This is a genomic window from Mesorhizobium sp. ESP-6-4 (assembly GCF_020164735.1).
In the GTDB taxonomy this organism is placed as follows: domain Bacteria; phylum Pseudomonadota; class Alphaproteobacteria; order Rhizobiales; family Rhizobiaceae; genus Mesorhizobium.
Genome location: NZ_JAIUGS010000003.1, coordinates 326,146 through 345,140, shown reverse-complemented (window position 1 = coordinate 345,140; position 18,995 = coordinate 326,146). Strand labels below are relative to the sequence as shown.

Annotated in this window: 15 protein-coding genes and 1 pseudogene; 6 read left to right on the top strand and 10 right to left on the bottom strand. The window is 64.9% G+C overall.

Annotated elements, in window-relative coordinates:
• Positions 1 to 2 precede the first annotated feature (2 nt).
• Together pyk and LB523_RS08755 are read right to left on the bottom strand one after the other, a co-directional pair.
• Complete coding sequence (gene pyk / locus LB523_RS08760; protein ID WP_095767318.1) at positions 3 to 1,430, bottom strand: pyruvate kinase; 1,428 nt, start codon at positions 1,428 to 1,430, stop codon at positions 3 to 5.
• Positions 1,427 to 1,915, bottom strand: coding sequence for a DUF1036 domain-containing protein (locus LB523_RS08755; RefSeq protein ID WP_095767317.1), 489 nt, complete (start codon positions 1,913 to 1,915; stop codon positions 1,427 to 1,429). The genes pyk and LB523_RS08755 overlap by 4 nt, the downstream gene beginning before the upstream one ends.
• Positions 1,916 to 2,150: 235 nt before the next feature.
• On the opposite strand from LB523_RS08755, the gene LB523_RS08750 reads away from it, so the two are divergent.
• The 3 genes from LB523_RS08750 (at position 2,151) to LB523_RS08740 (ending at position 4,861) form a co-directional block, all read left to right on the top strand.
• Positions 2,151 to 2,948 carry an N-formylglutamate amidohydrolase gene (locus LB523_RS08750; RefSeq protein ID WP_224602240.1) on the top strand — a complete coding sequence of 266 codons (798 nt, stop codon included), beginning with the start codon at positions 2,151 to 2,153 and terminating at the stop codon, positions 2,946 to 2,948.
• A 23-nt stretch (positions 2,949 to 2,971) separates the two neighbouring features.
• Positions 2,972 to 3,280 (top strand): DUF1244 domain-containing protein, encoded by a 309-nt coding sequence (locus tag LB523_RS08745; protein WP_095767315.1) that lies wholly within the window; start codon positions 2,972 to 2,974, stop codon positions 3,278 to 3,280.
• A gap of 399 nt (positions 3,281 to 3,679) precedes the next feature.
• The gene (locus tag LB523_RS08740; protein WP_224602239.1) at positions 3,680 to 4,861 is read left to right on the top strand and encodes an MFS transporter; all 1,182 of its coding nucleotides are present in this window, start codon (positions 3,680 to 3,682) and stop codon (positions 4,859 to 4,861) included.
• Here the strand turns inward: LB523_RS08740 and LB523_RS08735 are convergent.
• The 7 genes and pseudogenes from LB523_RS08735 to LB523_RS08705 form a co-directional block, all read right to left on the bottom strand.
• Positions 4,819 to 5,028, bottom strand: a pseudogene (locus LB523_RS08735) (LysR family transcriptional regulator); the annotation flags it as partial. The gene LB523_RS08740 and the pseudogene LB523_RS08735 sit on opposite strands and share 43 nt — an antisense overlap.
• Before the next feature lie 106 nt (positions 5,029 to 5,134).
• On the bottom strand, positions 5,135 to 5,293 hold the full coding sequence (locus LB523_RS08730; protein ID WP_040991775.1) for a DUF3309 family protein: 159 nt from the start codon (positions 5,291 to 5,293) through the stop codon (positions 5,135 to 5,137).
• Between the two features lie 97 nt (positions 5,294 to 5,390).
• Positions 5,391 to 8,567, bottom strand: a complete 3,177-nt coding sequence (locus tag LB523_RS08725; RefSeq protein WP_224602238.1) for an efflux RND transporter permease subunit — start codon at positions 8,565 to 8,567, stop codon at positions 5,391 to 5,393.
• A gap of 74 nt (positions 8,568 to 8,641) precedes the next feature.
• Positions 8,642 to 9,844, bottom strand: a complete 1,203-nt coding sequence (locus LB523_RS08720) for an efflux RND transporter periplasmic adaptor subunit (RefSeq protein WP_224602237.1) — start codon at positions 9,842 to 9,844, stop codon at positions 8,642 to 8,644.
• 366 nt (positions 9,845 to 10,210) lie between these two features.
• Positions 10,211 to 11,632, bottom strand: coding sequence for a coniferyl aldehyde dehydrogenase (locus LB523_RS08715; RefSeq protein WP_224602235.1), 1,422 nt, complete (start codon positions 11,630 to 11,632; stop codon positions 10,211 to 10,213).
• A 123-nt stretch (positions 11,633 to 11,755) separates the two neighbouring features.
• On the bottom strand, positions 11,756 to 12,886 hold the full coding sequence (locus LB523_RS08710) for a patatin-like phospholipase family protein (RefSeq protein ID WP_224602233.1): 1,131 nt from the start codon (positions 12,884 to 12,886) through the stop codon (positions 11,756 to 11,758).
• A 493-nt stretch (positions 12,887 to 13,379) separates the two neighbouring features.
• Positions 13,380 to 14,480: a citrate synthase/methylcitrate synthase gene (locus LB523_RS08705; protein WP_224602232.1), complete on the bottom strand. Its 1,101-nt coding sequence runs from the start codon at positions 14,478 to 14,480 to the stop codon at positions 13,380 to 13,382.
• 89 nt (positions 14,481 to 14,569) lie between these two features.
• Here LB523_RS08705 and LB523_RS08700 point away from each other — a divergent pair, with 89 nt between their 5' ends.
• The gene (locus LB523_RS08700) at positions 14,570 to 15,712 is read left to right on the top strand and encodes a citrate synthase family protein (protein WP_224602230.1); all 1,143 of its coding nucleotides are present in this window, start codon (positions 14,570 to 14,572) and stop codon (positions 15,710 to 15,712) included.
• Positions 15,713 to 15,916: 204 nt separating this feature from the next.
• Here the strand turns inward: LB523_RS08700 and phaR are convergent, their stop codons facing one another.
• A complete protein-coding gene (gene phaR / locus LB523_RS08695) occupies positions 15,917 to 16,510 on the bottom strand; it encodes a polyhydroxyalkanoate synthesis repressor PhaR (protein ID WP_095767308.1) in 594 nt (197 codons plus the stop codon).
• A 304-nt stretch (positions 16,511 to 16,814) separates the two neighbouring features.
• Here phaR and LB523_RS08690 point away from each other — a divergent pair, with 304 nt between their 5' ends.
• Together LB523_RS08690 and LB523_RS08685 are read left to right on the top strand one after the other, a co-directional pair.
• Positions 16,815 to 18,002: an acetyl-CoA C-acetyltransferase gene (locus LB523_RS08690; RefSeq protein WP_224602229.1), complete on the top strand. Its 1,188-nt coding sequence runs from the start codon at positions 16,815 to 16,817 to the stop codon at positions 18,000 to 18,002.
• Positions 18,003 to 18,121: 119 nt separating this feature from the next.
• Positions 18,122 to 18,844: a beta-ketoacyl-ACP reductase gene (locus LB523_RS08685; RefSeq protein WP_095767306.1), complete on the top strand. Its 723-nt coding sequence runs from the start codon at positions 18,122 to 18,124 to the stop codon at positions 18,842 to 18,844.
• Positions 18,845 to 18,995 lie beyond the last annotated feature (151 nt).

Genomic DNA, 18,995 nt, shown 5'->3' with positions numbered 1-18,995 from the left:
CTCTAGTGAGTCTCCGACCCCACATAGGCAATCCGCAGCATGTTGGTCGAGCCCGGCGTCCGCAGCGGCACGCCGGCCGTGATGATGACGCGGTCGCCCGGCTTGCCGAAGCCTTCCTCCAGCGCGATGCGGCAGGCCCGGTCGACCATGTCGTCGAGGTCGGTCGCGTCCGGCGAGACGACGCAATGCGTGCCCCACAAGAGCGACAGCCGGCGCGCCGTGTTGACGATCGGCGACAACGCCACGATCGGCACCTGCGGGCGCTCGCGCGCGGCGCGCAGACCGGTGGTGCCCGACGCGGTGTAGGAGATGATCGCCGACAGTTTCAGCGTCTCGGCGATCTCGCGCGCGGCCAGCGAGATGGCGTCTGCGCCGGTGGCTTCCGGCTCCGAGCGCTGCGCATTGATGATGCCGGCATAGGTCGGGTCGGTTTCGACCTTGGTGGCAATGCGGTTCATCATGGCGACCGCCTCGACCGGATAGGCGCCGGCCGCGGATTCGGCCGAAAGCATGATCGCGTCCGCGCCTTCGAAGACGGCGATCGACACGTCGGAGACCTCGGCGCGGGTCGGCACGGGCGCGGTGATCATCGATTCCAGCATCTGCGTGGCGATCACCACCGGCTTGCCGGCGCGGCGCGCCGCGCGCGTGATCTGCTTCTGGATGCCGGGCACGGCTTCCAGCGGCATCTCGACGCCGAGATCGCCGCGGGCGACCATCAGCGCGTCGGAGAGCTCGATGATCTCAGGAAGTCGGGCCACCGCCTGCGGCTTCTCGATCTTGGCCATGATCAGCGCGCGGCCGCGCGCGATCTTGCGGGCCTCCGCCAGGTCCTCCGGCCGCTGCACGAAGGACAGCGCCACCCAGTCGACGCCGGTGGCAAGCACCGCGTCGAGATCGGCACGGTCCTTCTCGGTCAGCGCGCCGACCGGCAGGTCGGTGTCGGGCAGGCTGACGCCCTTCTTGTCGGAAATGCCCGAGCCGGCGACGACCGTGCAGGTGATCGATTTGCCGTCGCTCTTCAGCGCCTTCAGCTCCAGCTTGCCGTCGTCGATCAAAAGACGGTGACCCGCCTCGACCGAACTCAGGATTTCGGGATGCGGCAGATATACCCGCTTCGACGTGCCGGCTTCGGGATTGTCGTCGAGCGTGAAAGTCTGGCCGACAGCCAGCGCTTCCTTGACGTTGGCGAACTTGCCGACCCTGAGCTTCGGGCCCTGCAGGTCGGCCAGGATGCCGATCGGCCGGCCGACGGCCGCCTCGACGGCGCGGATGCGGCCGACCAGCGTGCGCATCAGCTCGTGGTCGGTATGGCTCATATTGATGCGGAAGACATCTGCGCCCGCTTCGAAGAGCTTTCTCAGCATCTCCTCGGAGGAGGAAGCCGGACCGATGGTGGCGAGGATCTTGACCTTGCGGCTACGTCTCATTGACTGTTTGTTCCCGGAGCGGGGGTCGCTGGCGCGCCTCCCGTTGCGGGCTCGTCGGTCAGCTGGACCATCCAGCTGGCCTGCTCGCCCGTGTCATATTCCTGAAATCCGGCGCGTTGGAAGCCCCGGGCGACGCAATCATTCACGCCGGCTATCTTGAACTCTTTTTCGGCGACGCACATGTTGATCGGGCCGTCCCAGCGCCCGCCACGTTCGGCGTCTTCTGCATAAAGATAGTAAAACCTTGATGACAGCGGACCCTCGATCAGCGTCTTGCAGGTCGATCCTTCGATGTGCCACCAGCCCTCGGTGATCCAGCCGGCCTTGGCGCGATAGCCGATGCCGACGCCCACCAGATTTTGCGTCGCGTTGCAAACGCGGAAGTCGGCCCGGGCCGGCGAGGTCGCGGCTATCGCGAAAAAACCCGCGCCGACGATCAGCAACGGCACGGCCAGGCGCTTGCGCAACCGACCGGCAAAACCCATCGCAGATCCCCTTGCGAACCACATTTGCATCTCTCGAAGCCCTTTTCAGCAAACTCCGGGCGCATGTCAACGCGCCGTTTTGTTCAATTCCAATCGATTTAGAAGGGCCCGTCGCGCAAATTCTCCCTCGGTCGGGGATTTTTTGCGGAAACCTTGGCCAAACAACGGCATTGCGCCGGCGTCCTCTTCGTGGAATGACGATAGCACATCGCAGCCGCCATCCCCTTTTCAGCCGATGACCCGATCCACAGTTTTCACGCCGTTCGACATAGTCGAGGGCGACCGCAAGAGAGGCGTCGTGCTTCTCGCCGACCACGCCCGCCGCGATCTCCCCGACGAATACGGCAGTCTCGGCTTGCCGGCGTCCGAATTCGACCGTCACATCGCCTATGACATCGGCGTCGAGACGGTGACGCGCGAGCTCGCCGCTGCGCTTGACGTGCCGGCGGTGCTTGCCGGTTTCTCGCGGCTGCTGATCGATCCCAACCGAGGCGAGGATGACCCAACCATGATCCGCCAGCTCTATGACGGGACCGTGGTGCCGGGAAACTATCCGATTGCCCGGGAGGAGCGCGAGCGCCGGCTCGACCGTTTCTACCGGCCCTATCACGACGCCGTCGGGGCGATGATCGCCTCCGTCGCCTATGCTTCGGGCAAGGCGCCGTTCATCCTCTCCGTGCATTCCTTCACGCCGGCGATGCAGGGTTTTGTCCGCCCCTGGCATGTCGGCGTCCTGTGGGACCGAGACGACCGCGTGGCGCGGCCGCTGATCGACATGCTGGCCGAGGACAAGTCCCTCGTCGTCGGCGACAACGAACCCTATGACGGCGCGCTGCGCGGCGACACCATGTTCCGCCACGCCATCGTCAACGGCTACGCACATGCTCTGATCGAAATCCGTCAGGACCTGATCGCCGACCGCGCCGGCGCCTTGGCCTGGGCCGAACGCTTGGCGCCGATCGTTGACGCCATCGACCGGCGCCCCGATATTCATCAGGTGAAAATGTTCGGCTCGCGCACCGGACCTGTGTGACGAGACCGACGGCGGAGTTCCCCATGACCGAGCTCAACGACGACCAGAAACGCGATTTCGAGGCAGCCGCGTTCCGCCGGCTGGTGGCGCATCTGCGCGAGCGCGGCGATGTCCAGAACATCGACCTGATGAACCTCGCCGGCTTCTGCCGCAACTGCCTGTCCAACTGGTATCGCGAAGCCGCCGAAGCCGAAGGTGTGGCATTGTCGAAAGACGCTGCGCGCGAGATCATCTACGGCATGCCCTATGCCGAATGGCAGGCGCTCAACCAAACCGAGGCGTCGGAAGCCAAGAAGGCCGAGTTCGAGGCGCGGCGGCCAAAGGATCATTAGCGATGCCGAACGCTTTCGCGACTTCGTCATTCTAGGGCGAAGCAGTCGCGAAGCGACGTCGCGGAGACCCTAGAATCCATTCCGTGACGCCTGCCGAAAAATGCTGCGGTCCAGAACAATCGTAACGGCGCGACCCCGGAGAAGCTTCTGCATGGTAGCGGCGCTCCTAAGTCACGGAATGGATCCTCGGGTCTACGCGCGTCGCTTCGCTCCTTGCTCCGCCCGTGGATGACGATGGGAGAAGCGTCTCGGCTAATCGCCAAAGCAGCAGCCCGCCATGAACAACGCCTCGTCCCCGATCGCGCCCTTGGTCCAAGCACTTCCCCGCTGCGGTCCTTGACTACAAATTGAATCGATCTAATTTGCCGCGCGAATCCTTTGCATGGCGGATTTCAGACGATGAGCGTGCAAACCACGATGCAGGCCGCGGCGCGCGGCCGCTGGGCCGTCGCCGGTATTTTCCTCGCCAATGGTTTCTTGACCGGCAGCTGGGCGCCGCAGATCCCGGTTTTTCTCACCCGGCTCGACATCACCCGATTCACTCTCGGCCTGCTGATCCTCCTGTTCGGCGTCGGCGCGGTCATTGCCATGACCTGGTGCGGCCATCTGATCTCCCGGCACGGCTCGCGCAGCGTGACGCGCTGGTTCGGTGTCTGCGGCAGCTTCGGCCTGCTGATCGTGGCGCTCGCCCCTAACGTTCCGCTGGCGGCGATTGCCATGCTCGTCTTCGGCGGCTCAATCGGCGGCATGGATGTCGCGATGAACTCGAATGCCGTCGTGGTGGAAAGGCGGCTTTCGCGCGCGATCATGTCGTCGTCGCACGGCTTCTGGAGCCTCGGCGGCTTCGCCGGCGGCGCGCTCGGCGGCTACTCGATCCAGAATTACGGCTATCTTGCCCATGCCGTCGCGGTGACGGTGATCGCCTTTGCCGTCATCGCGTTTGCCGTTCGTTATCTCATCGCCGAGGGCCGGCCGCAGGCGGTCGAGCACCAGAAGTTCACGCTGCCGCGGCACATGGCCGTCTATCTGGTCGGGCTGATGGCGCTGCTCACCATGATCTCGGAAGGCGCGGTGCTCGACTGGGCGGCGCTCTTCCTGCACCAGGAACTGAGCGCCGATCTCGCGGTCGCCGGGCTGGCCTATGCCGCCTTCTCCGGGGTCATGGCGCTGATGCGTTTCCTGGGCGACGGCGTGCGCAACCGCTTCGGCGCGGTGTCGACCTTGCGCGGCTCCGCGCTGGTCGCCGCCGCCGGCATGCTGGTCGCCGGCCTCTCGCCGTCGCCTTACCTTGCCATAGCCGCCTTTGCTTTCTGCGGCTTCGGCATCGCCAACATGGTGCCGATCATCTTTTCGGCCGGCGGCAATCAGGAAGGCATGTCGTCCGGCACCGGCATGAGCGTCGTCACCACCATGGGCTATTCCGGCATATTGGTGGCGCCGTCGGCAATCGGCTTCGTCGCCGAGCATTCGAGCTTCGGCCCGATCTTCGTTGCGCTGTCCGCGCTGCTGGTCGTCGTGCTCTTGATGGCCGGCCTCGCTCACCGGGCCGAATTCGCGCCCGAGCCCATACCGGCCGAATAGCGCTTCAGTTCCTCATGCAGGAAATCCGCCACGCGGCGGATGCGCATGCTGGTGCGCACGTCCCGATGCATGGCGAGCCAGACCGGTAGGTTCGGCAAAGGCACTTCGGGCAAGAGCTTTTGGAGGTCCGCATCGGCATCGGCCAACGGCTCCTGGCCGATGCCGATGTGTGGGATATCGTCATCGTGAGCCGTCGCGTCTCGCCGCATGATCAATGCAGAGCACGGGAAACGAACCGGCCGGGCCAAAGCCCGGCCGCAACTCATTGAAGGATCAGATCCTGCCCATCAACAAGAGTATCAACAGCACGACCAGGATGACGCCAACGATCCCCGACGGCCCGTAGCCCCAGGAGCGCGAATGCGGCCAGGCCGGCACCGCGCCGATCAGGATCAGGATAAGGATAATTACGAGAATTGTGCCGATCGTCATGAAAAACCCTCGCCGTCTGGTTGAACTTCGAGGGAACAATGCAAAAAGCCGCCCGGTTGTTCCCGGGCGGCTTTTTTCCTTGGGGTTGTGAAACGCTCTATTCCGCAGCTTTCGGGAAGGCCTCCGCCGGCCCCGCGCCCGTCTCGCTGGGCGGCTCGTCGGTCATGACTTTGCCTTTGCCGCGCCGCAACAGGCGGCTGAACCAGCCGCGGCGCTGGCCGGGCTTCACCTTGGCGCGCGTGAACACCATCAGCATCGAGGGCGTCACCACCAGCGTCAGCAGCGTGGCGAAGGACAGGCCGAAGACGATCGCCGAGGACAGCGAGATCCACCATTGCGTCGACGGCGCGTTGATCGTCGTCTCGTGATGGAAGATTTCGAGACCGAGCCCGAAGGCGATCGGCAGCACGCCGAGGATGGCCGAGACCGCCGTCAGCACCACCGGACGGGCGCGCTCGCGGCAGGTCTGCAGCACCGCGTCCATCTTGTCCCAGCCTTCCTCGCGCAACCGGTCGTAAGTGTCGATGAGCACGATGTTGTTGTTCACCACCACACCGGCCAGCGCGATGACGCCGATGCCCGACATGACGATGCCAAAGGCCTCGCCTGTCAGAAGCAATCCGAGGAACACGCCGATCGTCGCCATGACCACGCAGGACAGGACGAGCCACACGCTGGTGAATTTGTTGAACTGCGCAAGCAGCACCAGGAAGATCAGGAAGATCGCCGCGCCAAAGGCCTTGCCGAGGAAGGCGCTGGCTTCCGCGCTGTCTTCGTTGGAGCCGGCGAGCTTCCAGCGAATGCCGCTGCCGAGATCCATATCGCTGACGGCCTTGGTCACCTGCTCCTGCACCGCCGCGACCTGCGCGCCGGCGCTGACATTGGCCTGCACGACCACGGTGCGCGCGCCGTCGATGCGGTTCAGGATACCGACGGTCGGCTCCGGCTTGCGCACGACGAAGTTCGAGATCGGCACCGACCCTTGCGAGGTCTGCACCCTGAGCTCGTCGAGCGTCGACAGCGTGCGCCGATCCTCGGGCAGGCGGAGCCGGATGTCGACCGCATCGTCGGCACCGGCCGGCCGGTATTCCGACAGCTTGAGGCCGTTGGTCACCAGTTGCACCACCGTGCCGACCGAAGTCGGGCTGATGCCGTATTGCGCCGCCTTGGCGCGGTCGACCTCGATCGCCCAATCGACGCCGGGCGGCGGCAGGCCGTCCGAAATGTCGATGACATTGGGGATCTTGGCGATGCGTGCCGCGACCGCGCGCGCCTTATCGTCGAGCCCGGCCGGGTCGACGGCCGAAAGCCTGATCTGGATCGGCTTGCCGGTCGGCGGGCCGGCTTCCGGCACGCGCACTTCGACATCGACGCCGGGAATGCCGGCCATCACGCCGCGCAGGTCGTCGAGGATCTGGTTGGCAGACTTGCGCTCGCGCCAATCGACGAACTCGTACTGGATGACGCCGACCACGTCTTCCGGAATGTCCTGGCCGCCGCCTTGCGTCTTGCCGACGCGGGTATAGACCGACTTCACGCCGGGCCAGCCGAGCAGACGGTTCTCCGCCGTCTTCGTCGCGGCGTCCATTTCGGCCAGCGAAAGATTGCCGCGGGCATGCACATAGAGCAGGCCGTAATCCGGCTCGACGCTGGGGAAGAACTCGACGCCGGCGCCATATTTCGAATAGGCGAAGCCGACGCCGACCAGAAGTCCGACGGTGAGCAGGATCACCGTGATCGGGAAGCGCACCGCCTGCTTGACCACCGCCATGTACCAGCCGTCGCGGTTGCCTTCCTCGTGATGCTCCGGCGCCTTGGCGAAGATCGCGCCCAAAGTCGGCGCGAAGACCAGCGCGTAGAGCATCGAGGCCGACAGCGTCACGATCAGCGTGATCGGCATATATTTCATGAAGTCGCCGATGATGCCCGGCCAGAACAGCAGCGGCGAGAAGGCGGCGATGCGCGTCATCGTCGCCGCGATGACCGGGCCGGCCATGCGCTTGGCTGCCAGCGCGAAGGCATCCGCCTTCGGCATGCCCTCGCTCATGCGCCGTTCCGCGAATTCGGTGACGATGATGGCGTCATCCACCAGCATGCCGACGGCCAGGATCAGGCTGAACAGCACGATCATGTTGATCGTGTAGCCCATCATGGCAAGCAGCAGGATGCCCATCAGGAACGATGACGGGATGGCAAGCCCGATGAGCAGCGAGGCCCGCCCCGACAGCGCATAAAGGATGACGATGAACACCAGGATGACGGCGATCATCACATGGTTCTGCAGGTCGCCCAGCAGCTGGTTGACGAAGACCGACTTGTCCTGCGTGTAGGTGACATGCATGCCCTCGGGCATGGTCTTGATAAAGGTGTCCGACACTTCCCTCACATGGTTCAACGTGTCGATCAGGTTGGCGCCTATGCGCTTCTTGACTTCGATGGCGATCGCAGGCTTGCCGTTGAGGCGAGTGACCGTCTCGGCGTCCTTGAAGGTCGAGCGTATGGTCGCGATGTCCTTGGCCTGGACCACGGCGTTCCGCGTGGCGACCACCGGCAGGTTCGCGACATCCTCGGGCGTCTCGATCAGCGACGGCACCTTGACCGCGTATTTGCCTTCCGAGCCTTCGAGATTGCCGGCCGCGACCAGGCTGTTGGAGGAGGCGACGCCCTGGATCACCTGGTCGAGCTGCAGTCCGTAGGAGGAAAGCTTCACCGGATCGACGACAACCTCGACAAGGTCGTCGCGAGCGCCCTGCAGCGAGCCTTCGAGCACGCCGGGCACCTCCTCGATGCGGTCGCGCAGCTCGCGCGCGGCCGACGTCAGCACGCGCTCCGGCACATCGCCGGAAAGCGTGACGACCAGAACCGGGAATTCAGAGACGTTGACCTCGTTGACGGTCGGCTCCTCGGCGGCCTGCGGCAGGTCGGCCTTGGCGTCCTGCACCTTGCTGCGCGTGTCCTGCAGCGCTGTCGCGAGATCCGTCTGCGGCTGGAATTCGACCAGCACATAGCCGCCGCCCTGGAAGGCGGCTGAGCGCATCTCTTTGAGCCCCTTGAGGCTCTTGAGCTTGCTTTCCATCGGCCTGAGCAGCAGGCGCTCGGAATCCTCCGGTGAGATGCCCTGATAGATCAGGCTGACATACATCATCGGAATCGGAACGTCGGGCTCTGCTTCCTTCGGCGTGGACTGGTAGGCGACCCAGCCCGCAACGACCAGAAACAGCAGCGCCGATATGGTGAGGCGAGCGTTGTTGATGGCGAGTCTGACGATATCCATGACTTCGGCCTGTTATGCTTCGGGGGCTGCGGACTGCCATCGCCGGATTGGGCCGGCGACGGACGCGTCCTGCTTTACTGCGTGCCGGCGGTGGCTTCGCCAATCAGCTTGTTGATGGTCGCCTGGTCGGCCTCGACGGGCTTCACCGGATCGCCCTCCTTCACCAGCTCCTGGCCGGCGACGATGATGCGCGCATCTTGCGGAATGCCGCCCAGCACCAGGCCGTGCGGCGTGTCGTCGACCAGGTCGATCGGAAAGAACGCCACCTTGTCGTCCTTGCCGACGGCGCGAATGCCGAGGTCGCCCTTGTCGCCGAGCGTCACCACCGAACGCGGCAGCATGACCGCGTTGGTCGGCTCGGCGCTGAGCGCGATCTCGGCCGTCATGCCGGCGGGGATGGAGCCGTCGGGATTGGGTATCGCCACCTCGACGCGGAAGGTGCGGGTCTGCGCCGAGGCATCGCGGCTGATGTAGCGCACGGTGCCGGTGACCTTCTGGTCGTTGACGAGGCGGACATCGGCCTCGTCGCCGATCTTGACGTAGCGCAGGTCGCGCTCGCTGATCTCGCCGCGGGCGATGACCGGATCGAGCTTCAGGACTGTCGCCACCTCGCCGCCCTGCATCACCGAGCTGCCGAGCTCCACCGGGATGCGGTCGATGACGCCGTCGAATGGCGCCTTGACCTCGTTGCGGTCGAGCTCCGCCTGCGCGGTGTCCAGCTGCGATTGCGCCAGCGTCAGGTTGGAGCGGGCGGTATCGAGCTGCAGCTTCGGCAGATTGCCGGTCTTGGCCAGCCGCTCGGCGGCATCGAGCTCGGCTTTGCGCTGCGCCAGCAATTGCTTGGCATTGTCGACGTTGGAGATCTTCTCCTCGGCCGCGAGCATCAGCACGAGGTCGCCGGTCTTGACGCGGTCGCCCTGCTTGACCGGCAACTTCTCGATGACGCCGGCGACGCGCGTCGCCAGCACGGCCCGCTTGTCGGCCTCGGTCAGGCCGGAGATGCGGATGGCGCGCGCATAGGTCTTGCGCGGCGGCGTCACCACCGCGACCGTGCGCAACGCAGCCTTGGGCTCGGCTTGCGCGGCGTCCTGCTTGGTGGCCTCCGGCTGAGCGGGCTTGCCGGCGTCGGCGTGCTTGTCCGTGGCGGCCGACTTGTCGGTGGTAACCGACTTGTCGGCGGCGCTACCGACGGACGAAAACTCACCCGTGCCCATCCAGGCCGCGAATCCGATGAGCACGACAATGGCAGCAAGCTTGTGAAACCTGATTTTCGGCATCGTCATTTTTCCGTTGCAGGACCTGGCGAGGTCGGCGCTTCCGACTTCGGGCGCGCGGCCGATATGGGTGTGCGCGGGGCCTAGTTCAATTTGCCGTGATCGGCGAAGCGCAGCTTCTACCTGAAAGTTGCGGCGCAATATAGTCGGAAAAGTTGCGGAAGCATTGCGAAGTGGAACGTGGTTCCTCGACAAATCCAAGCTTTTCTGCCAGACGGCTGCGCTTTTTTCCGGCGCGCCAATAGTTTTCCATGGCTTCCCTAACGTTACTGGCAGCAGCCGTCAGGATGATGCGGAAAGCTCCCCTCTGAAGCGCCGATCATCCGCGTTGACCGCGGTTCCGTCCCCGCCATTCCCGGGCTGAAGCTGTCAAGTGATGAGCTTCAGCAGCCGGAAAAGACGCTCGAATGTCTTGCCATAGGGCGGGCGCAGCAGGCCGCCGGCGCTGAGCTTCGACTGGATGAAGATCGGCTTTTCCTTGCTGAAGGTGCGAAAACCCCACTCGCCGTGATAGGCGCCCATGCCGCTGTCGCCGACGCCGCCGAAGGGCTGCCGCTCCTGCGCCAGATGCATCATGCAGTCATTGACCGTAACGCCGCCGGCCACGGTTTCGCGCATGACCCTGCGGCGATTGGCGCTGTCGCTGCCGAACCAGTAAAGCGCCAGTGGACGCTCGCCCCGGTTCACATGATCGATAGCCTCGTCCACGCTGCCATATTCGACGATCGGCAGCACCGGTCCGAAAATCTCCTCGCGCATCAGCCGCAGAGTCTCGCCGGCATTGCGCACCAGCACGGGCGCCATCTTGCGGTCGCTGATGCCGAGCTTCTCGTTCGCAGGATTGACCTCGATGATGTCGGCACCGGCGTCGCGCGCCTCGGCGATCATATCGCTCAGCCGCCGATGATGCCGCTCGCTGACGATCGCCGTATAGTCGGGATTGTCGCCGAGGCGCGGATAGAGCTTTGCGATTGCCGCCGCGAACTTGGCCGCGACCGCCGCGCCCTGGCCTTGCGGGACCATCAGATAGTCGGGGGCGATGCAAGTCTGGCCGGCATTGAGCAATTTGCCATAGGCTACGCTGGCGACCGCCGCGTCGAGATCGCAGGAGGGATCGAAGATCGCCGGCGACTTGCCGCCGAGCTCGAGCGTCACCGGCGTCAGATTGGCAGCGGCAGCCAGTGCCACCTGGCGGCCGACGGCGGTCGAGCCCGTGAACAGGAGGTGGTCGAACGGCAAGGACACGAACGCCTTGCCGACCTCCGCGTCGCCGACCATCACGCTGACCTCGTCGGCGGCGAAATATTTTTCGACCAGGCTGGCGAGCAGGTCCGAAAATTTCGGCGTCAGCTCCGAAGGCTTGATCAGCACGCGGTTGCCGGCGGCCAGAGCGGCGGTCGCCGGCGCGATGGCGAGCTGGAAAGGATAGTTCCAGGGCGAGACGATGCCGACGACGCCGAGCGGCTGCGGCAAGAGGCGGTTGCGGCCGGGCAGGAAGGGCAGGCTGGTGGCGACGCGGCGCTCGCGCATCCAGGCGCCGAGATGCGACAGCGCATGCCTGATGCCGGCGCGCACGACGAACAGTTCGGCAAGCCGCGTCTCCTGAGCCGAGCGGGCGGAAAAATCGCTGTCGATCGCCGCGCAGATCTCGGCCTCGTGCTTTTCAGTGAGCGCCAGCAGGCGCTTCAGCCGATCCTTGCGCACGTCCAGCGTCGGGAACGGCTCCTTCTCGAAGGCCCTGCACTGCGCTTCAAACCTGACCCCGAGAGCGTTTTGTCTGGTTTGCAGCATCGCGACCTCCCCTTTACGTTCAGGTAAGCTATATCGCCCCGACAACCGAATCCAGCATTGCCCCGGTTCCGCTGGGGAAGATGCTGACAGCCGGAGCGGACTTGCTGACAGGTATGGAAGACATCAGGCGCGGCGGCGCGCGGATTCTGGCTTAATGTGCGCTGCCAGGAACTCCTTGACTCGACGCCCGGGTGCCGGGCCGCGCATCGGCCTGAAGCCGTCGTCGAGCTCGCCCGACAGGTCGAGCGTCGCTTGGCTGCCGACGGCGTCGTAATTCTCTTCCAGCCAGTCGCTGGCGGCGCTGCGGCCGAGGTCGCGCAGATAGGCGATGAAAGCCCATTCGGCGTTGACCTTGGACGACGCGGAGAGGTCCTTGAAAGCCTCGTCGGCGTCGATGCGGTGCATGCGGATGTCGCGATATTCGCCATGCGGCAGGCGTCCGGCCGCGATCAACTCCTTGACGAAGGCGATCGAGCGGAATTCGCGCAGCAGCCCGGCATTGAAGGTGATCTCGTCGATGCGGTTCTGGATCTCATTGGCGCTCTTCGGCGTGCCTTCGCGCACCACCGGATTGATCTGCACCAGAAGCACGTCCTCGGTCGCCGCCGTCTTGAAGAACGGATAGAGCGCCGGATTGCCGCCATAGCCGCCATCCCAATAGGGCACGCCTTTGATCTCGACGGCTCGGAACAATTGCGGCAGGCAGGCCGAGGCCATCACCGTGTCGAGGTCGATCTCGCCGTCGGAGAAGACGCGCAGCTGTCCGGTTTCGACATTGGTCGCCGAGATGAACAGCTCAATCGACTTGCAGGCGCGCACATTGTCGAAGTCGATCTCCTTCGCCACCACATCGCGCAGCGGGTTGAGGCCGAGCGGATTGGCGACATAGGGCGAGAACACCCGCGACATCGTGTCGAAGAAGACATAGCCGGGCGTGTTCTCGATCGACCAATTGCCCCAGACCACGTCCCACGGCATGCGCTGCACCGGGCTGAAACGGCCCTTCGAGGCCACCGCCCGCCAGAAATCCTCGAGCTTCTTGCGCGCGCCTTCCACGCCGCCCCGGACAAAGCCGTCGGCCAGCGCCACCGCGTTCATGGCGCCGGCGCTGGTGCCGGACACCGCCGCGATCTCCAGCCGCCCGTCCTCTAGCAGCCGGTCGAGCACGCCCCAGGAAAAGGCGCCATGCGAACCGCCGCCCTGGAGCGCGATGTTGATCTTCTTCTTTTCCTCCGCCTTGCCGTTCTTCGCCATGGCGTTCCTTGTCTCGACGCGCCGGCCTACCGCAGCGTTGTTTGCACGGAGACGACGCAGTCAGCCTATGTTGCAGCGCAGCATATAGGGGCGAACCAAGGCAAGAACACGAACACACAAGCGTGATCATGGAATTTCCTCGCTCCACGAAATGGGCTACAGCATGCTGTGACTGGCGCGACTGATCAGGCCGAAGCTTGATTGCCGTGTGGTTCTCCCAATCCGTCGCTGCTCCGCAGCGCCACCTTTCCCCCCTCCGGAGGGAAAGGAAGGGAGCGTTGCTGGACGAGCATTGACGGCAAAAAGCTTGGCGCCTTTCCTCTACCCCTTCGATCGGGGGAGAGGTGGCTCGGCGAAGCCGAGACGGAGTGGGGGTCGACCAGCGCTGCATAAGACAAGGCATGCGCCAAGCTGCATGCACGCTATCGCCAAAGGCCAGCCGCTTGGAAAGGTGTGCATGCCGTAGCCGAGGTGGGGCGAGGAACCGAACCTCTCAAGCCACAAGATCGGGCACCGGCCCGACATAATGCGACTGTGGCCGGATGAGCCGCCCGGTCGCCTGCTGCTCGCGCGCGTGCGCAATCCAGCCGGCAACGCGGCCGGCGGCGAACACGTTGGAGAAGGCCTCCTTCGGGAAGCCGACCGCGTCCAGGAGGAGCGCTGTGTAGAATTCGACATTGGTCTGGATCGAGCGCTGCGGCTTGGCGATGCTGAGCACCTCGAGCGCCGCCTGCTCCACGGTTTCGGCGAAGGCCAACCTGCTACCCATCTCCTTGCTGCTCGTCTTGTTGCGCGAACCGAGCTGCCGCACGACCGTCTTCAGCGCATCGGCTCGCGGGTCGCGCACGCGGTAGATGCGATGGCCGAAACCCATGATGCGCTGGCCATGGGCGATCTCGTTGCGCAGCCATGCCGTGGCGTCGCCGCTGGCCTCGATGGCGTCCAGCATCTCGATCACCGGCCCCGGCGCGCCGCCATGCAGCGGGCCTTTCAGCGCGCCGAGCCCGGCCAGGATCGCCGAGGTCAGTCCGGCCTGGGTCGAGGCTACCACGCGGGTCGCGAAGGTCGAGGCGTTGAGCCCGTGGTCGCAGACCGTCACCAGATAGCTGTCGAGCGCCTTGGCAAGCGCCGGCGAGGCGGAGCCGGAGAGCATGCGCAACATGTCGCCGGCATGATCGGCCTTTTCGTCGGGAGCGACCGGCGGCTCGCCCCGACCAAGGCGCAGCAAGGCCGGCGTCAGCACCGCAGGCGCCGCGACCAGCCGCAGCGCATCGGCAAGCCCCTCACCGTCCGGCAGGATGGCCATGCCGGCCCGCATGCCGCTGTAGACGTCGAGCGGCGCCAGATGGGCAAGCATCGGCTGGACGCGATCGAACACTTCCACCCGAGCCTTGCCGATCGCCTCCTCCAGTTCGGCATCGCTCGGAAGGTCGTCGAAGAAGCCGTCGAACAGCAGATGCACCACCTGCGCGTAGCGCCGGCGGCCGGCGAGTTCCATCAGCGAATGGCCGCGGATGGTGAGGTGCCCACCCGCGCCATCGACGTCGGAAAGCACTGTGTCGGCCGCCACAACATCATCGAGCCCATTTGCCATGATCGTCTCCTTGACCTTTGGTGCATGACAATTAATGCTGCACAATCAATCCATCAATCTTGATCAAGACAATCAATGTAAGGTGTCGAATGACGGAATGGCTGACCCGGGATGAGGCGCTGGAGCGGCTCAATGTCCGTCCGCAGACGCTTTATGCCTATGTCAGCCGCGGCCGCATCGGCATGAAGCCGGACGAAGCAGACCCGCGCCGCAGCCGGTACCGCGCCGACGACATCGCCGCGCTCGCCACGCGCCGCGACCGCGGAAGGAGCCCGCAGGCAATCGCCGAAAGCGCCATCGCCTGGGGCGAGCCGGCGATTCCCACGTCAATCTCCACGGTGCTGCATGGTCGTCTCATCTATCGCGGCAGGGACGCGGTGGAGCTTTCGGCGACGGCGACGCTCGAGGAGACCGCCGAACTGCTATGGGCTTCCGCCCGTCCGGTATCGTTCGCCGCGTTGACCCCTTCGGCCGCCCGGCAAAGCGGCACGCCCACCGCCTTCGCCAGGCTTTCGGCGCTCGCCGCCGGAGGCTGGTCATCGCTCGGACGCAGGCCGGCGATGCTGCAGCAGGACGGCGCCGCCGCGACCAGCGCGCTGGCAACCGCGCTCGGTGCGTCGTCGGGCTCCGAACCCGTGCATATCAGGCTGGCGCAGGGCTGGTCGGTCGAAGCCGCCGGCGCCGATCTCATCCGCAAGGCGCTGGTGCTTTTGGCCGATCACGAGCTCAACGCCTCGACCTTCGCCGCCCGCGTCGCGGCCTCCACCGGCGCGCCGATCGCCGCCTGCCTGCTCGCAGGCCTTGCGACGCTGACCGGCCCGCGCCATGGCGGCGCCGGCGCGGCGGCGATCACGCTTGTCGAGGATGCCGGGCGGCTGGGTCCGGACGAGGCGATTGCACGCTGGCTCGCTCATGACCGGCCGCTGCCAAGCTTCGGCCACCCGCTCTACCCGGAAGGCGATCCGCGCGCGCAAGCGCTGCTGCCCGACCTGGAGATCGATGACGGGATCGTCCATCTTCGCGACGCCGTGCTCGCCGCGACCGGGCTGCATCCGAACATCGATTTTGCGCTGGCCGCGATGACGCGCAGCCTCAGCCTGCCGGCCGATGCGCCGTTCCGCCTGTTCGCGCTCGGCCGCAGCGTCGGTTGGACGGCCCATGCCGTCGAACAGGTGACCAGCAACAGGCCGATCAGGCCCCGCGCCCGTTACGACGGGTCGGTCGGGACTTAGTGGCGGCCGATGATGCCTAAGGTGAAGCGCTTGGCGCTTCGCCTTTAGGTGAAACGCGATAGGGTGTGTCGAGATTCAGGTCAGGCCGAGTCGAGAACGATGGCTTCCGAGAACCGGAGCGGAGCGTACTTGAAGTACGTGAGCACCGGAAGCGCAGGAAGCCGCCGTTCGCAGGCCGGCCTCACCTGAATATCGGCACACCCGTCAGGACATCGTGTCCAGCTTGCGCTGCATCGCCGCAATCTGCGCCTTCAATTCCTGCAGATCGTCGCCCTTCTCTTCCTTCTTCGCGGGCTCGGCGGCCGGCGCTGAATTGCCGCCGGCGGGCGGGAACGGCGTGAACATGCGCATGGCGTTCTGGAACATCTCGACATTGCGTCGCGTCTGTTCCTCGAGCGCCTTGATCGGCGTCTTCATCATGTCGATCGGCGTTTTCCCGAAGGTACCCTTGAGCTGCTCGCGAAACCGCTCCTGCTCCTTGGAGAAGGCGATCATCGATTGTTCGAGGAAGCTCGGCACGATCATCTGCATCTGATCGCCGTAGAAGGAGATGAGTTGGCGCAGGAACGGGATCGGCAGCATGTTCTGCCCGTCCTTGTTCTCCAGCTCGAAGATGATCTGCGTCAGCACCGGGTGCGTGATGTCGTCGCCGGTCTTTGCGTCCTGGACCGTGAACTCCTCACCCTTCTTGACCATCTCGGCCAAGTCCTCGAGCGTCACATAGGTGCTCGTGCCGGTATTGTAGAGCCGGCGATTGGCATACTTCTTGATGACGATCGGGTCGTCTTTTGCGGCCATCCGTATCCTCCCCAGGACACCGGCACCTCTAGGAGTAAGCGGCCGGTAACGATTGCGCCCTTTATCGAGGATACGCGCAAAAGCCTCACAATTCCAAGCGGTTTGTGCACTGCGGCATCAATTAATGCTGCAGGGCATGACAAAATTCGCCGCGCGGTCAACGTCATGTTGCCACAACCGGCGCGCGCCCTGCTTGCCGCGCATGGCGGCCATGCCCATTTCCGGTTTGACTCGGCTGCCTGAACCGGCAAGAAAGTCTTCAAGGATAGCCTAGAACACGACACCTCGAAGTCTGGAGAAGAAAATGTCCGCTTCCAATTCCATCGTCGTCGCCAGCGCCGCTCGCACCGCGGTCGGATCCTTCAACGGCAGTTTCGCCGCCACGCCGGCACATGAGCTCGGCGCCGTCGTCATCAGGGAATTGCTGGCGCGCGCGAATGTCGAGGCGGCGGAAGTCGACGAGGTCATCCTCGGCCAGGTGCTGACCGCCGCGCAGGGACAGAATCCGGCTCGCCAGGCCTCGATCAATGCCGGCCTGCCGAAGGAGACCACGGCCTGGGGCCTCAATCAGGTTTGCGGCTCGGGCCTGCGCGCCATCGCGCTCGGCATGCAGCAGATCGCCACCGGCGACGCCAAGGTGATCGTTGCCGGAGGCCAGGAATCGATGTCGATGTCGCCGCATGCCGAGCACCTGCGCGCCGGCGTCAAGATGGGCGATTACAAGATGATTGACACCATGATCAAGGACGGCCTGTGGGATGCCTTCAATGGCTACCATATGGGCAACACCGCCGAGAACGTCGCCCGTCAGTTCCAGATCACCCGCGAAGCCCAGGACGAGTTCGCGCTCGCCTCGCAGAACAAGGCGGAGGCTGCACAGAAGGCCGGCAAGTTCAAGGACGAGATCGTCGCCTTCACCATCAAGGGCAAGAAGGGCGACACAACAGTCGACCAGGACGAGTACATCCGGCACGGCGCGACGCTCGACGCCATGACCAAGCTGAAGCCCGCTTTCGACAAGGACGGTACGGTCACCGCCGCCAACGCGTCGGGCATCAATGACGGCGCCGCCGGCGCGCTGCTGATGACCGAAGCCGAGGCCGCGCGGCGCGGCATCACCCCGCTGGTGCGCATCGCCGCCTGGGCGACCGCCGGCGTCGATCCGGCAATCATGGGCACGGGGCCTATTCCCGCTTCGAAGCGGGCGCTGGAGAAGGCCGGCTGGTCGGTCAAGGACCTCGACCTCGTCGAGGCCAACGAGGCGTTCGCCGCGCAGGCCTGCGCCGTCAACAAGGGCATGGGCTGGGATCCCTCGATCGTCAACGTCAACGGCGGCGCCATCGCCATCGGCCATCCGATCGGCGCTTCGGGCGCCCGCGTCTTCAACACGCTGGTCTACGAGATGCGTCGCCGCGGCGCCAAGAAGGGCCTTGCCACGCTGTGCATCGGCGGCGGCATGGGCGTTGCAATGTGCGTGGAAGCGCTGAACTGAGCGAATAACGAATAGGGAGTAGCGAATAGGGAAAACGGCGTCGGCGCAGCAGGCTTCAATCCCCTACTCGCTATTCGCTACTCCCTACTCGCTCCTCCGATCAACAGGGAGGAGCACACATGACCAAAGTAGCAATCGTCACGGGCGGAACACGCGGCATCGGCGCGGCGATATCGGTCGCCTTGAAGACCGCCGGCTATTCGGTCGCGGCGAACTATGCCGGCAATGACGAGGCGGCCCAGAAATTCAAGGCCGAGACAGGTATCCCCGTCTACAAATGGTCCGTCGCCGACTACGAGGCCTGCGCCGCAGGCATCAAGCAGGTGGAGGCCGATCTCGGCCCGGTCTCCGTGCTGGTCAACAATGCCGGCATTACTCGCGACACCATGTTCCACAAGATGACGCCCGCACAGTGGAAGGAAGTGATCGACACCAACCTGTCCGGCGTCTTCAACATGACGCATCCTTTGTGGAGCGGCATGCGCGACCGCAAGTTCGGCCGCGTCATCACCATTTCCTCGATCAACGGCCAGAAGGGTCAGATGGGCCAGGTCAATTATTCGGCCTCGAAAGCCGGCGATATCGGCTTCACCAAGGCGCTGGCTCAAGAGGGGGCTCGCGCCGGCATTACCGTCAATGTCGTCTGCCCCGGCTACATCGCCACCGACATGGTCATGGCCGTGCCGGAAAAAGTACGGGAGTCGATCATCGCTCAGATCCCGGTCGGTCGCCTCGGCGAGCCGGAAGAGATCGCGCGCTGCGTCGTCTTCCTGGCTTCCGACGAAGCCGGCTTCATCACCGGCTCGACCATCACCGCCAATGGCGGTCAGTATTTCGCCTGACACCCCAGTAGGTCGCCCGACACCATTTACCGCCAAAGGCGGCTCCGGCACCGGAGCCGCCTTTTTTGTTCGCCGGCAGGCCGGCGCGACACCTTGCCTCAATTCGGCACGCAAAAGTTAACGGCCGCAGCCACGCTCTGTGCATAACCGC

Excerpts from the sequence above, each read along its gene's own strand:
- pyk (WP_095767318.1), bottom strand. The coding sequence starts at position 1,430 with ATGAGACGTAGCCGCAAGGTCAAGATCCTCGCCACCATCGGTCCGGCT.
- LB523_RS08755 (WP_095767317.1), bottom strand. The coding sequence starts at position 1,915 with ATGGGTTTTGCCGGTCGGTTGCGCAAGCGCCTGGCCGTGCCGTTGCTG.
- LB523_RS08750 (WP_224602240.1), top strand. The coding sequence starts at position 2,151 with ATGACCCGATCCACAGTTTTCACGCCGTTCGACATAGTCGAGGGCGAC.
- LB523_RS08745 (WP_095767315.1), top strand. The coding sequence starts at position 2,972 with ATGACCGAGCTCAACGACGACCAGAAACGCGATTTCGAGGCAGCCGCG.
- LB523_RS08740 (WP_224602239.1), top strand. The coding sequence starts at position 3,680 with ATGAGCGTGCAAACCACGATGCAGGCCGCGGCGCGCGGCCGCTGGGCC.
- LB523_RS08730 (WP_040991775.1), bottom strand. The coding sequence starts at position 5,293 with ATGACGATCGGCACAATTCTCGTAATTATCCTTATCCTGATCCTGATC.
- LB523_RS08725 (WP_224602238.1), bottom strand. The coding sequence starts at position 8,567 with ATGGATATCGTCAGACTCGCCATCAACAACGCTCGCCTCACCATATCG.
- LB523_RS08720 (WP_224602237.1), bottom strand. The coding sequence starts at position 9,844 with ATGCCGAAAATCAGGTTTCACAAGCTTGCTGCCATTGTCGTGCTCATC.
- LB523_RS08715 (WP_224602235.1), bottom strand. The coding sequence starts at position 11,632 with ATGCTGCAAACCAGACAAAACGCTCTCGGGGTCAGGTTTGAAGCGCAG.
- LB523_RS08710 (WP_224602233.1), bottom strand. The coding sequence starts at position 12,886 with ATGGCGAAGAACGGCAAGGCGGAGGAAAAGAAGAAGATCAACATCGCG.
- LB523_RS08705 (WP_224602232.1), bottom strand. The coding sequence starts at position 14,480 with ATGGCAAATGGGCTCGATGATGTTGTGGCGGCCGACACAGTGCTTTCC.
- LB523_RS08700 (WP_224602230.1), top strand. The coding sequence starts at position 14,570 with ATGACGGAATGGCTGACCCGGGATGAGGCGCTGGAGCGGCTCAATGTC.
- phaR (WP_095767308.1), bottom strand. The coding sequence starts at position 16,510 with ATGGCCGCAAAAGACGACCCGATCGTCATCAAGAAGTATGCCAATCGC.
- LB523_RS08690 (WP_224602229.1), top strand. The coding sequence starts at position 16,815 with ATGTCCGCTTCCAATTCCATCGTCGTCGCCAGCGCCGCTCGCACCGCG.
- LB523_RS08685 (WP_095767306.1), top strand. The coding sequence starts at position 18,122 with ATGACCAAAGTAGCAATCGTCACGGGCGGAACACGCGGCATCGGCGCG.